General features: G+C 65.4%; 9 protein-coding genes and 1 pseudogene. 6 read left to right on the forward strand and 4 right to left on the reverse strand.

All coding sequences use genetic code 11. The annotated features are described in order from the left end of the window. Nucleotides 1-157 precede the first annotated feature (157 nt). The 5 genes and pseudogenes from NKH78_RS05545 to NKH78_RS05565 all read left to right on the forward strand — a co-directional run bounded on the left by NKH78_RS05545 (nucleotide 158) and on the right by NKH78_RS05565 (nucleotide 6,491). Nucleotides 158-529, forward strand: coding sequence for a hypothetical protein (locus NKH78_RS05545; RefSeq protein ID WP_352648388.1), 372 nt, complete (start codon nucleotides 158-160; stop codon nucleotides 527-529). A 241-nt stretch (nucleotides 530-770) separates the two neighbouring features. Next, nucleotides 771-1,397 carry a CDGSH iron-sulfur domain-containing protein gene (locus NKH78_RS05550; RefSeq protein ID WP_352882227.1) on the forward strand — a complete coding sequence of 209 codons (627 nt, stop codon included), beginning with the start codon at nucleotides 771-773 and terminating at the stop codon, nucleotides 1,395-1,397. Nucleotides 1,398-1,494: 97 nt separating this feature from the next. After that, nucleotides 1,495-1,866 (forward strand): annotated as a pseudogene (locus tag NKH78_RS05555) (endonuclease domain-containing protein). A gap of 168 nt (nucleotides 1,867-2,034) precedes the next feature. After that, nucleotides 2,035-4,062: a hydantoinase/oxoprolinase N-terminal domain-containing protein gene (locus NKH78_RS05560; protein ID WP_352882229.1), complete on the forward strand. Its 2,028-nt coding sequence runs from the start codon at nucleotides 2,035-2,037 to the stop codon at nucleotides 4,060-4,062. Between the two features lie 254 nt (nucleotides 4,063-4,316). After that, nucleotides 4,317-6,491, forward strand: coding sequence for a malate synthase G (locus tag NKH78_RS05565; protein WP_352691908.1), 2,175 nt, complete (start codon nucleotides 4,317-4,319; stop codon nucleotides 6,489-6,491). Between the two features lie 223 nt (nucleotides 6,492-6,714). Here NKH78_RS05565 and NKH78_RS05570 read toward each other — a convergent pair whose 3' ends face one another. The 4 genes from NKH78_RS05570 to NKH78_RS05585 form a co-directional block, all read right to left on the reverse strand. Further along, nucleotides 6,715-8,247, reverse strand: coding sequence for a YifB family Mg chelatase-like AAA ATPase (locus tag NKH78_RS05570; RefSeq protein WP_352686193.1), 1,533 nt, complete (start codon nucleotides 8,245-8,247; stop codon nucleotides 6,715-6,717). A gap of 163 nt (nucleotides 8,248-8,410) precedes the next feature. Then, a complete protein-coding gene (gshB, locus tag NKH78_RS05575; RefSeq protein WP_352879150.1) occupies nucleotides 8,411-9,352 on the reverse strand; it encodes a glutathione synthase in 942 nt (313 codons plus the stop codon). 220 nt (nucleotides 9,353-9,572) lie between these two features. Beyond that, the gene (locus NKH78_RS05580) at nucleotides 9,573-9,947 is read right to left on the reverse strand and encodes a GtrA family protein (RefSeq protein ID WP_352879152.1); all 375 of its coding nucleotides are present in this window, start codon (nucleotides 9,945-9,947) and stop codon (nucleotides 9,573-9,575) included. Between the two features lie 8 nt (nucleotides 9,948-9,955). Further along, nucleotides 9,956-10,963 (reverse strand): glycosyltransferase, encoded by a 1,008-nt coding sequence (locus tag NKH78_RS05585; RefSeq protein WP_352879154.1) that lies wholly within the window; start codon nucleotides 10,961-10,963, stop codon nucleotides 9,956-9,958. Between the two features lie 129 nt (nucleotides 10,964-11,092). On the opposite strand from NKH78_RS05585, the gene NKH78_RS05590 reads away from it, so the two are divergent. Next, nucleotides 11,093-12,895 (forward strand): GtrA family protein, encoded by a 1,803-nt coding sequence (locus NKH78_RS05590; RefSeq protein WP_352882234.1) that lies wholly within the window; start codon nucleotides 11,093-11,095, stop codon nucleotides 12,893-12,895. Nucleotides 12,896-12,975 lie beyond the last annotated feature (80 nt).

Consider the following 12,975-nt stretch of genomic DNA (forward strand, 5'->3'; position numbering starts at 1 on the left):
CCGGTGGAGTTTGACGCTTTTGCTCATAAGGACCTGAAAATCCATTCTCTCCACATCTGGCGAAGTAGGCGGCGCAACCCCCTTCCACCCATCCCGCCGCCATGCCATGTTCCCCCTCGCGGCCGGGCAGGCCGTTTCATTCCGGGGGGAATATCCAATGTTTTACGCTTCCGTGCGCCGCGCTGCCGCGGCGCTTTGCCTTGCCGCCTTGTTTGCGCCCGTCGCGCATGCCGGCGATGTCACCTTCGAGATCAAGAACAGCCATCCGAACGCCATGCGCGTCGAACTCTACAGCCAGGACCGCGACCATGTCTGGCCGGGCAACAATCAGGATTATTATCTCAACGACGGCGAGACCAAGTCGATCCCGCTGTCCTGCAATGACGGCGAATCGATCTGCTATGGCGCCTGGGTCGATGGCGACGACAGCACCTATTGGGGTGTCGGCCCCGGCAACACGGAAAAGTGCGACGATTGCTGCTACACCTGCAGCGGCGGCGAGACCGAGGAAATCGATCTGGTGCCGTGACGTGGCAAATCTCCCCCCTTGAGGGGGAGATGGCCGGCAGGCCAGAGGGGGTCGGTACGTCCTGATGCGACGTCCCATCGCGGACAGATGATGCCGGCGCTCCACGCGCAACGCCCCCCTTCTGTCGCCTTCGGCGACATCTCCCCCTCAAGGGGGGAGATCAGGCGCCCAGCCTCTCAGGCAGCTTGACGCCGTCCCGGCCGCCGCCATAGCGTGACGCCTTCAGCAAGGAGATGCACCCATGGCAGGCACGGTCGAAGGCGAAAAAATCGATATCGGCTTTTCCGGGCGCCGCTGCATCCATTCGCGCAATTGCGTGCTGGGCGATCCCCATGTCTTCGTGCCCAATGCGCCCGGCCAGTGGATCCACCCCGAGGCGGCCAGCGTCGAGAAGATCGTGGCGCTCGCCGAAGCCTGCCCGTCCGGCGCCATCACCTATATCCGCAAGGATGGCGGGCCGCAGGAGCAGCCGCCGGTGGTCAACACCGTGCGCATCAGGGAGAACGGCCCGCTGGCGGTGCACGCCGAGATCGTGCTTGGCGGCGAGACGTTCTTCCGCGCCACGCTGTGCCGCTGCGGCGCCTCGGAAAACAAGCCGTTCTTCGACGGCAGCCACGCCAAGGCAGGCTTCACCGCCACGGGCGAGCCGCCGCTGAAGGATACGCCGGCGCTGGAGGCGCGCAATGGCCCGCTGACCGTCACACCGACGACCAACGGCCCGCTCAAGCTCGAAGGCAATGTCGAAATCGTCACCGGCACCGGCCACACGGTCGACCGCACCCAGCGCGCCTTCCTCTGCCGTTGCGGCCATTCCGCCAACAAGCCGTTCTGCGATGGATCGCACAAGCGCGTGGGGTTTGTGGGGTAGGAGGGCTGTCCGGCCAAGCTGCCAATCTCCCCCCAAGTGGGGGAGATGTCCGGCAGGACAGAGGGGGGCGCCATAGAGCGCCAATTTCAGCAGTACAATGCCTCATACGCCATTGCCTCCAAAACACCGCGCAAATGCCCGATCGATGCGTAAGGTCATGACCTCTGCTGAATTGAAGCTCTGGAACGAGCTTCGCGCGCACCGGCTGATGGGGCTTGGCTTTCGGCGACAACTTCCGGTCGCCGGTTACATTGTCGATTTCGCCTGCCCGGAGCAGAAGCTGATCGTGGAAGTCGACGGCTCCTAGCATACCGAAGCCGATGCTGTTGCCAGAGACGAAGCAAGGACAGTGCGCCTGGAACAGGACGGCTGGACCGTCCTGCGTTTCTGGAACGATGACATCATCCGCGACATCGACAATGTCTGCCAGCATATCGTGATTGCGGCGGGGCTCGCCGAGGTGCCTTAGATCGTGGCAAGGTCGGCGGGACAGCGCCCCCTCTGTCCTGCCGGACATCTCCCCCACGAGGGGGGAGATTGGCCGTCACCACGATCATCGCCCGTGGCCCAGCCATCACGGCTTTATCGATCGGCCGGTATCCGCTAAGGGGCGGAGACGAATTCTCCGGACGCAAATATGACCGCCAGGCCCAAACCCTCACCCCTGTTCCTCGGCATCGACACCGGCGGCACCTACACCGACGCGGTGCTGTGGTCGGAGGCCGGTGGCCCAAGCGGCAAAGTTCTGGCCAAGGCCAAGGCGCTGACGACGCGCCACGATCTCGCCGTCGGCATATCGGGCGCGGTCGATGCGGTGCTGCAAAAAGCCGGCACCGACCCGACTGCGATAAAACTGGTGTCGATGTCGACGACGCTTGCCACCAACGCGCTGGTCGAGGGCCAGGGCGGCCGGGTCGCGCTGGTGATGATCGGCTTTGCCGAGGGCGACCTTGCCCGCGACGGGCTGAAGGCCGCACTTGGCACCGATCCCGTGGTGTTCTGCCCCGGCGGCCACGATGTCCACGGCAATGCGGCAAAGCTCGATCTGTCCGGGCTGGAGGCAGCTTTGCCGGAATGGGAAAAGTCGGTGTCCGGCTTTGCAGTCTGCGCCTATTTCGCCACCCGCAATCCGGCGCACGAGCTAAGCGCGCGGAACCTGATCCGCGACGTAACCGGCCTGCCGGTCACCGCCAGCCACGAACTGTCGGCCAAGCTCGGCGGGCCGCGCCGGGCGCTGACGACCTTGCTCAACGCCAGACTGATCTCGATGATCGACCGGCTGGTCGCGGCAACCGAAGGCTTTTTGGCCGCGCGCAACATCGCCGCCCCGCTGATGGTGGTGCGCGGCGACGGCGCTTTGGTCTCGGCCGCCTTTGCCCGCCAGCGGCCGATCGAGACGATCCTGTCCGGCCCGGCCGCCAGCCTCGTCGGCGCCCGCCACATGACCGGCCTCGACGATGCCGTGGTCTCCGACATCGGCGGCACCACCACCGACGTCGCCGTGCTCGACAAGGGTCGGCCGCGGCTCGATCCGGAAGGCGCCACCGTCGGCGGCTTCCGCACCATGGTCGAAGCGGTCGCCATGCGCACCTTTGGCCTGGGCGGCGATTCCGAAGTGGCGCTGGAGGACGGCGTGCTCAACCCGAAAATCCTGCTCGGGCCGCGCCGCCTGGTGCCGCTGGCGCTGGCCGGCATGATACATGGCGAGGCGGTTGCATCAGAGCTGGAACGCCAGCTGCGGGCTCCCAATCCTGGTCGCATGGACGGACGTCTGGCGGTTCGAACCGGCGTGCCGGAGCGGCTGGCGGCCGGACTGACCGGTGCCGAAGCCAAGCTTTACGAACCGATCGGTGCCGTGCCGCAGGCTCTCGACAGATTGCTGACCTCGAATGCCCAGAACGCCACCTTGAACCGGCTGGTGTCGCGCGGGCTGGTGCATGTCGCCGGCTTCACGCCGTCGGATGCCGCGCATGTGCTGGGCAGGCAGGCCAATTGGGATGCGGCCGCGGCGCGTCTCGGCGCCGAGCTGTTCGCGCGCAGGCGCGACGGCCGCGGCCAGTTCATCGCCGCCTCGCCGGAGGCGATCTCGGAACGGGTGCTGACCGCGCTGACCCGCCTGTCGGCCGAAGTCATCCTCGAGACCGCCTTCGCCGAGGATGGGCTGGATGGCGCGGCGACCGTCGCCCATGCGCTGGTCCAGCGTGCCGTCGACGCCCATCCAGGCATCGCCCGCCTCAGCGTCGCGCTCGACCGTCCGGTGATCGGCCTCGGCGCCTCGGCGCCGCTGCACTATGCCGGGCTGGCTGAGCTGGTCGGCAATCGATGCGTGGTGCCGGAGGATACCGATGTCGCGAATGCGCTCGGCGCCGTCGTCGGCCAGGTCCGGGTCTCGGCCGAGGCGCGGGTCAGCCAGCCCAAGGAAGGGCTGTTCCGTGTCGCCTCAGGCGAAAGCGTGCGGGACTTCAACGACGAGGCGGCGGCAATCGCGGCGGCGGAGAAAGATGTGCGGGCGATTGCCGCTGGACGCGCGAAGGACGCCGGCACCGACAGCGCCGAGATCGAAATCGCAAGCGAGTTCCGCGTCTCGACCGTCGAGGGCCAGCGCATGTTCATCGAGGCGCATGTCGTGGCGATCGCGTCGGGACGGCCAAGGATTGCGGTGTGAGCGCGTAATCTCCCCCCTCGAGGGGGAGATGTCGCCGAAGGCGACAGAGGGGGTCGCCTCGCATGAAGCGCGACTTCCTTGTGCCGCAGGAGGCCGAGCCCGGTCGAACCGACCCCCTCTGGCCGCTTCGCGCCCATCTCCCCCTCGAGGGGGGAGATCGGCAGCGAAAACGCCCTACCTTCACCTAAGCCGAATTGACCCTGCCACCCTGACATGTCAAAGGCCCGGCCTAGCCTTCGTCTGGAGAAGCCCTGATGACCGATCGCGTCGAGATCGCCGGATTGCGGATTGCCCGCGAGCTTCATGATTTCGTCGTGAACGAGGCGCTGCCGGGCACCGGCATCGAGGCGGAGGCATTCTGGAACGGTTTTTCGGCCATCGTCCATGATCTCTCGCCAAAAAATCGGGCGCTGCTCGAAAAGCGCGACGCCATGCAGGACAAGCTCGACCGCTGGTACCGCGACAATGGCGCGCCCGTCGACATGGAGGCCTACAAGACGTTCCTCCGCGAGATCGGCTATCTCCTGCCCGAGGGGCCGGCGTTCAGCGTGACCACCGAAAATGTCGACCCTGAAATCGCTTCGGTCGCCGGGCCGCAGCTGGTGGTGCCGGTGATGAACGCGCGTTATGCGCTGAACGCCGCCAATGCGCGCTGGGGTTCGCTGTACGATGCGCTCTACGGCACCGATGCCATTCCGGAGACGGACGGCGCCGAGCGAGGCAACAAATTCAATCCGGCGCGCGGTGCCAAGGTCGTCGCCTGGGTGAAAAGCTTCTTCGACGAGGCGGCGCCGCTCACCACAGGCAAATGGGCCGGCGTCAACGGGCTTTCGGTCGCCAACGGCATGTTGCGGCTCGGCGAGGGTGCCGGCGCCACCACGCTTGCCGACCTCAAGCAGTTTGCCGGCTATCGCGGCGATGCCGCCAATCCCGAAGCCGTCCTGCTGGTCAAGAGCGGCCTGCACATCGAAATCGTTGTCGACCACAACAACCAGATCGGCCGCACCGATCCGGCCGGCATTGCCGATGTCGTGCTGGAATCTGCGCTGACCACCATCCAGGACTGCGAGGATTCGGTCGCCGCGGTGGATGCGCAGGACAAGGTGCTGGTCTACCGCAACTGGCTCGGCCTGATGAAGGGCGACTTGGCGGAAGAGATCACCAAGGCCGGCAAGAGCTTTGTCCGCAGGCTCAACCCCGACCGCACCTATACCGCGCCGGATGGCGGCACGCTGACCTTGTCCGGCCGCTCGCTGATGCTGGTCAGGAATGTCGGCCACCTCATGACCAATCCGGCGATATTAGACCGCGAAGGCAACGAGGTGCCGGAAGGCATCATGGATGCGGCGCTGACGGTGCTGATCGCGCTGCACGACATCGGCCCGAAGGGGCGGCGCGCCAATTCTCGCGCCGGCTCAATGTATATCGTAAAGCCCAAGATGCACGGGCCCGACGAAGTTGCCTTCGCGGTCGAGATTTTCGACCGCGTCGAAGCGCTGCTCGGCATGGCGAAAAACACCATCAAGATGGGCATCATGGACGAAGAGCGGCGCACCACCGTCAACCTCAAGGAGGCGATCCGCGCCGCGAAAGATCGCGTCGTCTTCATCAACACCGGCTTTCTCGACCGCACCGGCGACGAGATCCACACCTCGATGGAAGCCGGCCCGATGATCCGCAAGGGCGACATGAAACAGGCCGCCTGGATTGCCGCCTACGAAGCCTGGAACGTCGATACCGGCCTCGAATGCGGGCTGGCCGGCCGCGCCCAGATCGGCAAGGGCATGTGGGCGATGCCCGACCTGATGGCGGCAATGCTGGCCGAGAAAATCGCGCACCCCAAGGCCGGCGCCAACACCGCCTGGGTGCCGTCGCCGACGGCAGCAACCCTGCATGCCACGCACTACCACAAGGTCGACGTCCACGCCGTGCAGCAGGCTCTGAAGAGCCGGCCCAAGGCCAGGCTCGACGACATCCTGTCGGTACCGGTGGCAAGGCTGCCGAACTGGTCTCAGGAAGACATCCAGAAGGAGCTCGACAACAACGCGCAGGGGATTCTGGGCTATGTCGTGCGCTGGATCGACCAGGGCGTCGGCTGTTCGAAAGTACCAGATATAAACGACGTCGGCCTGATGGAGGACCGCGCCACGCTGCGCATCTCCTCTCAGCACATCGCCAACTGGCTGCATCACCGCGTCTGCACGCCCGAGCAGGTCATGGAGACGATGAAGCGCATGGCGGCTATCGTCGACCGCCAGAATGAAGGCGATCCGCTCTACCGGCCGATGGCACCGGAATTCGACAAGTCCATCGCCTTCCTCGCCGCCTGCGATCTCGTCTTCAAAGGCCGCGTCCAGCCCAACGGCTACACCGAGCCAGTGCTGCACGCGCGGAGGTTGGAATTGAAGGCGAAAGGGCAGGAGCGATAGTCGCCAGCGTCCCCCTCCCCTCAAGGGGAGGGTGGCCCGAAGGGCCGGGAGGGGTCCTGGGTGCAGTGCGCTGACGCCCATTCTGACGATGCGCCTCGGGAAGAGCACGGCAACGCTCCGCACGCGGATCGGTTTCGAAATACAGCAAGGCCGAGGGTCCCACCACTGACCCCACCCGGCCGCTTCGCGGCCACCCTCCCCTCAAGGGGGAGGGGAGCGTCCCTCACGCCGCTTGTGCCATCCGCTCCGAACTCATGCGGTAGGAAATCGCCTCGGCCAGATGGATGCGGCCGACCGTCTCGCTGGCCTCAAGATCGGCCAGTGTCCGCGCCACCTTCAAGACGCGGTGGTAGGCTCGTGCGGAAAAGCCGAGCTTTTCGCTGGCATCCCTCAGCAGCGACAGGCCGGCGGCATCCGGCATGGCGATCTCCTCGATGACCGACGGCGAGCAATGCGCGTTGGTGGTGGCGGAGGTCGCGCCGAGCCGTTCGAAACGCTCACGCTGGATCGTACGGGCGCGGGCGACGCGTAGTGCCACAGCTGCGCTCTTCTCCGCCCGGTCCGGCCGGATCAGATCGCTGGCCGAGACCGCCGGCACCTCGATCCTGAGATCGATGCGATCGAGCAGCGGGCCGGAAATGCGCGCCTGGTAGTCGGTGCGGCAGCGGTCGCCGCGCAGGCAGCGATAGCCCGGCTCGCCGGCCATGCCGCAGCGGCACGGGTTCATCGCCGCGACCAGCTGGATGCGCGCCGGATAGGTGACGCGATGATTGGCGCGCGCGATCATGCAGTCGCCGGTCTCCAGCGGCTGGCGCAGCGCATCGAGCGCCTGCGGCGAGAATTCGGGAAACTCGTCGAGGAACAGCACGCCGTGATGGGCGAGCGAGGCCTCGCCCGGCCGCACGCGCAACCCGCCACCGACCATCGCCGCCATCGAAGCCGAATGATGTGGCGCGCGGAACGGCCGCCGGTCGGTGAGCTTTCCTTCCCCGAGCTCGCCGGCCACCGAGGCGATCATCGAGACTTCGAGCAATTCCCTGGGCGCCAGCGGCGGCAGGATCGACGGCAGCCGCTGCGCCAGCATCGACTTTCCCGACCCCGGCGGCCCGACCATCAAAAGATTGTGGCCGCCGGCGGCCGCCACCTCCAGCGCCCGCTTGGCGGTCTCCTGGCCCTTGATGTCGGCAAGGTCGGGCAGGTCGCGCGCCGCGGCATGGATGCCGGCTTCCGGCCGTGACAGAACCTGCGTGCCGCGAAAATGATTGGCGATGGCAATCAGGCTGCGCGGCGCCAATATGTCGAAATCCTTGCCGGCCCAGGCCGCTTCCGGCCCGCAGGCGAACGGGCAGATCAGGCCCTTGCCTTCGGCATTGGCGCCGATCGCCGCCGGCAGCGCGCCGGCCACCGCGGCAATGGTTCCGTCGAGCGACAATTCGCCAAGCACGACATAGCCGGCGAGCATGTCGCCCGGAATGGCGCCGAGCGCCGCCATCAGCCCGAGCGCGATCGGCAAATCGTAGTGGCTGCCTTCCTTCGGCAGGTCGGCGGGTGCCAGATTGACGGTGACCTTCTTCGACGGCATCGACAGGCCGGATGCATGAAGTGCTGCCTGCACCCGCTCGCGGCTTTCGGCTACAGCCTTGTCGGCCAGCCCGACGATGTGCATGTTGACCTTGCCCGGCGCGATCATCACCTGCACGTCGACCGGCACGGCCTCGATGCCTTGGAAAGCAACCGTGCGAACCCGCGCCACCATGTCTTCACCCCGGATGCAGGCTTTTGCCCCAAGCCTTTGCGATCATGCCGCGAACGGCGTCACCGGAGACAACCACAGATTTCCGGCGAAGGCAAGAACATTTGGGGAACGGCTGAACGCAACGGCTGCGATGGTTTGCAACGCGGCCGCTCGCGAAGCGAGGCTAGCTGCGCTTCTCCTCCACCGCATTCCAGAACAGGCTGGCGATGTCGGCGCCGCCGAAGCGCTGCACTTCGCGTATGCCGGTCGGTGAGGTCACGTTGATCTCGGTCATGTAGTCGCCGATGACGTCGATGCCGACAAGGATGAAGCCGCGCTCCTTCAGCGAGGGGCCGATGCGGGCGCAGATCTCGCGTTCGCGTTCCGTCAGCTCGGTCTTTTCGGCGCGGCCGCCGACATGCATGTTGGAGCGCGAATCGTGCTCGGCCGGCACGCGGTTGATGGCGCCGACAGGCTTGCCGTCGATCAGGATGATGCGCTTGTCGCCAGCCCGCACCTCCTTGAGGTAGCGCTGCACGATGTAGGGTTCGCGGAACATCTGGCCGAACATTTCGAGCAGCGAGGCGAGGTTGCGGTCGGCCTCATGCAGGTGGAAGATGCCGGCGCCGCCATTGCCGTAGAGCGGCTTGACGATGATGTCGCCGAACTCCTTGCGGAAGGCGGCGACCTCGAGCGGATCCTTGGTGATCAGCGTATCCGGCATCAGGTCGGGAAATTCGGTGACGAAGATCTTTTCCGGGCTGTTGCGCACCCAGGCCGGGTCGTTGACCACCAGCGTCTTCGGATGGATGCGCTCGAGGATATGCGTGGTGGTGATGTAGTTCATGTCGAAAGGCGGATCCTGCCGCAAAAGGATGACGTCCATCTCCGATAGGTCGGTGCGGACTTCTTCGCCTAGCGAATAATGATTGCCCTTCTCGTCGCGGACCTGCATCGCCTCGATACGGGCAAACACCTTGCCATCGCGCAGCGACAGCCGGTTGGGCGTGTAGTGGAACAGCTGGTGCCCGCGCCGCTGCGCTTCCAGCGACAGCGCAAACGACGTGTCGCCGGCAATCGACACGGTGGAGATGTGGTCCATCTGGACGGCGACTTTCAGGGGCATGGGTGCTCTCCGGCGCACTTGGAGCGACGTGCGTCCACCTGGACGCACATACGCTCCAACATTCTTGAATCTATGCATCGTGCTTTCCGAAAATAGATTCCGATTTTTCGGGCCGATGCATCGACGAGAGCGATATAAGGAAATCGGCGGCCTCTGCCAATCGGCCAAGGTCATGATAAGGCTGCGCTTCGCTTGGCGCAGGCCCCAATGCGATGTGCGTTCAGCGGTCGAAGACCAGCCTGGAATAGCCGAGGAAGGACAGCGCCATGGCAACCAGTGAGGCGACCGCAAGGGCGACGAGCGGCGGCACCATCGGCAGCGCGAACAGCATGGCGCAATAGACGAGATAATTGACGAGGCTGGTGGCAATGCCGACGCCGCCATAGCGTGCGCCCTCTTGCGCGACGCCGCGGCTGGAAGGCGAGAAGGTCAGATGGCGGTTGATCAGCCAGGTGACGGACAGGGCAAAACCGATCGAGATGATGCGAGCCGCGAAGGGGCCAAGCGGCGCTATCGCCAACACCAGCCAAAGCGCCGCCGCGTCGGCGACGAAGCCGATGCCGCCGGCGACAATGAAGCGGGCGAGGCGTCCCATTTAGGGCTCTAAGCCGCCCGCGGGGTCTTGCGCGGTCCGGTCTTCAAAGTCGCGAGCGCACTTGCGCGTTCACGTTCGACGCGGCCGGAAGGCATCGACAGATAGAAGATACGCTTCTGCTCGGCCCGGCCGCGCGACACCGAATCGAGGATTACCCCGGTCACCGCCGCCAGCATCGACAGCAGCAGCAGCCCGACCGACAGTACCCACGTCGGCATGCGCGGCACAAGCCCGGTTTCGGCGAACTCGATCAGCACCGGCGCCATCAGAAACAGGCTTGATGCCAGGAAGAACACCGAAAAAGCGCCGAAGAAACGCAGCGGCTGCGTCTCCTTCATCAGCATGGCGAACATCCACAGGATCTTCGCGCCGTCGCGAAAGGTCGATAGCTTCGACGAGGAGCCTTCCGGCCGTCGGCCATAGTCGAGCCCGATCTCACTGACCGGCAGTTTGAGTTGCGAGGCGTGCACCGACATTTCGGTCTCGATCTCGAAGCCGCCGGAAACCGCGGGAAAGCTCTTCACGAAGCGCCGAGTGAAGGCGCGGTAGCCGGAGAAGATATCGGTGAAGTCGGAGCCGAACAGCCGCTTGTAGAGGCTGTTGAAGATGCGGTTGCCGAAGGCATGACCGGTCCTGCCGCCATCGTCGGTGACGCCGCGCCGGGTGCCCACCACCATGTCGGAGCGCTCGGTCAGCAGCGTGTTGATCAGTTGCGGCGCGTCCTCCGGCGTATAGGTGCCGTCGCCGTCGGCCATCAGGTAGATGTCGGCCTCGATGTCGGCGAACATGCGGCGCACGACATTGCCTTTGCCCTGGCGCGGCTCACGCACCACGATGGCGCCGGCAGCGCGGGCTCGGAGCGCCGTAAGGTCGCGCGAATTGTTGTCGTAGACATAGATCGCGGCGGAAGGCAGCGTTTCGCGAAAGCGCCGCACCACTTCACCGATCGTCAGCTCCTCATTGTAGCAAGGCAGCAGCACGGCGATGCTCGGCTCATGGCGCACGTCTTGTGGCATTTTCGTCTCCGGATGCCCTGTGAGGCCCCTGACCGCTCAAACGCTGGCCTCGCTCGGGCGGCTTTACTATTTATTGAAGCTGTTAAGGCTAGGTTTAAACCGCCCCGTATTCCTTCCAAAGGTCCTGATATGAGCACAGCCGACGATGGCGCCTCCAGTTGGAGGTCCGAGATCGCGCTGGCGCTGCTTGCCACATTGCTGGCGCTTGCCGTCAATGCCCTTGCCGGCTTCCCGGAACTGACCAATGCCGGCGGCGACAACGACAATCTGCTGCGCCTCGTCGAAGTTCGCGACATGCTCGCCGGCCAAAGCTGGTTCGATCTCCACCAGTACAGGATGGGCCTGCAAGGCGGCTTCGTCATGCACTGGTCGCGGCTGGTCGATGCGCCGATCGCCGCCATCATCATCGCCGTATCGGCCCTGACCGGCAGCGCGGCGCTTGCCGAGAATGTCGCGCAAGTGCTGTGGCCGGCGCTGCTCTTCTGCCTGACCGTATTTTTCACCGCCCGCGCCGCACGCAGCTTTGCCGGTCACGGCGCTGTGCTGCCGGCTGTCGTCGTCGGCGCCGCCGCACTGCATTTCCTCGGCATTTTTTCGCCCGGCGCGCTCGATCACCACAATGTCCAGCTGATGCTGAGCATAGCCAGCCTGAGCTTTTTGCTTGAAGCGCCGTTGCGCAGGGCGGCGGCATTGCTCTCCGGCCTGTGCGCCGGATTGATGCTGGCCATCGGTATGGAAACCGCGCCCTACGTTGCCACCATCGGCGCCTATGTCGCCATGCTGTTTGCCCTCGACGCCAATGGCGAGAGGTCGATCGCCAGGGATTTCGGCCTCGGCTTTGCCGGCGTTTCCGCTCTCGTCTTTGTCGCCACCATTGCGCCATCCGCCTGGGACCAGGCGCAATGCGACGCCTTCTCGACCGTGCAGTTCGTCGTCGCAGCGATTGCCGGAACCGGTCTTGCAACCATAGCGTCGACCGAGCCGGCGGGCCGCACGCGCCAACGGCGCATCGCCTCACTTGGCCTGCTCGCCATGCTATTGAGCGCTGTCGTCGTCTTGTTGTTCCCACAATGCCTGGCAGCGCCCTATGCCAATCTCGATCCGCGCCTCAAGGAGCTATGGCTTGATCACATCGACGAGGCGCAGTCGCTGTTCAAATTGCTCGCCGAGGATCCGGCCGAGGTGGTGGCGCGCTATGCCACGCCGCTCATTGCGCTCGTGCTGATGGCGCTTCGCCTTGGCCGCGGTGGCTGGCGGCGGCAGGACAGCCTTGTCGGCGCGCTGCTGGTCGTGGCCTTCATCGTCAGCGCCTGGCAGGTACGCGGTTCGACATTCTCGATCGCCTTCGCCGTCATTCCGCTTGCCGCCTGGATTGCCAAATGGCGTCAACGGGCCGAGGCCAGCGCGTCGCGCGGTGTGGCGCTGCGCATGGCTGCCGTCTGGCTGGTTTCGGTGAATGCGGTCTGGACTGGGGCTGCCGCGGCGACCTCGGTAGCCTTCGACCACAGCAACACCACGGCGGATAATGGCGACGGCACCGACGTCGCTTGCCAGCGCAAGGCCTCCTTTGCGGCACTCGGTCGCCTGCCCGGCACCACCGTGCTGGCAATTTCCAATCTCGGATCGCCTGTCCTGGCCTATTCCGGACACCGGGTCTTCGCCGGGCCTTATCATCGCAATGTCGCCGGCAACCTGCTGGCGCTCGATGCCTTCCTTGGGTCCGATGCCGATGCCAGGACGGTCGTGGCGGATCATAATGTCGGCCTCGTCGCGCTGTGCCCCGGCAGCGCCGAAAGCAAGCTCCTCGCAGCCAAGGCGCCGACAGGCTTTCTTGCCGGGCTGATGCGCGGCAGCGTGCCGGAATGGCTTGAGCCGGTTGCCGAGACCAGCGGAGCCGCCGTCGAATTGTACCGCGTCCGGCTGGGCGGCTGATCGATCGGCGGCGCGTGCGGCCTTTTGTCGGACATAAGTCGCGTCAATCCACTCTTTCGCCCTTGCCCGCCCGACACGGC

It is taken from the genome of Mesorhizobium sp. M0910, from assembly GCF_040319465.1.
In the GTDB taxonomy this organism is placed as follows: domain Bacteria; phylum Pseudomonadota; class Alphaproteobacteria; order Rhizobiales; family Rhizobiaceae; genus Mesorhizobium.